1 protein-coding gene is annotated in these 319 nt (G+C 68.7%); it reads right to left on the bottom strand.

Annotation, left to right across the window (positions count from 1 at the left end):
* Nucleotides 1–319, bottom strand: a 319-nt coding sequence (locus G3I41_RS08190) for a phosphopantetheine-binding protein (protein ID WP_164399634.1), incomplete at both ends; no start/stop codon positions are given.

The following is a 319-nucleotide window of genomic DNA, read 5'->3' as shown; positions in this document are numbered from 1 at the left end:
CCGCCGGAATACCGTTCGCCGGCACCACGAACGACGCGTCCTCGCCAACCACCGCCAGGTCGGCAGGGGTCGGCGCCTGGAACAGTGCGCGTACCGACACCGACAACCCACCCTCACGCAACCGCTCCACCAGCAGCACCGCAAGCAGGGAGTGCCCGCCCAGCTCGAAGAAGTTGTCGTCGATGCCGACCCGGTCCAGGCCCAGAATTTCGGCGAACGCTTCGCACAGCAGTTGCTCGTCCGGTGTGCGCGGAGCACGGTAGGACGCTTCCAGTTCGGCGCTGCGGTCCGGGGCAGGCAGGGCACGCCGGTCCAGCTT

The sequence above is a fragment of the Streptomyces sp. SID9727 genome, from assembly GCF_010550605.1.
In the GTDB taxonomy this organism is placed as follows: domain Bacteria; phylum Actinomycetota; class Actinomycetes; order Streptomycetales; family Streptomycetaceae; genus Streptomyces.
This window is presented reverse-complemented; position numbering and strand designations above follow the sequence as displayed.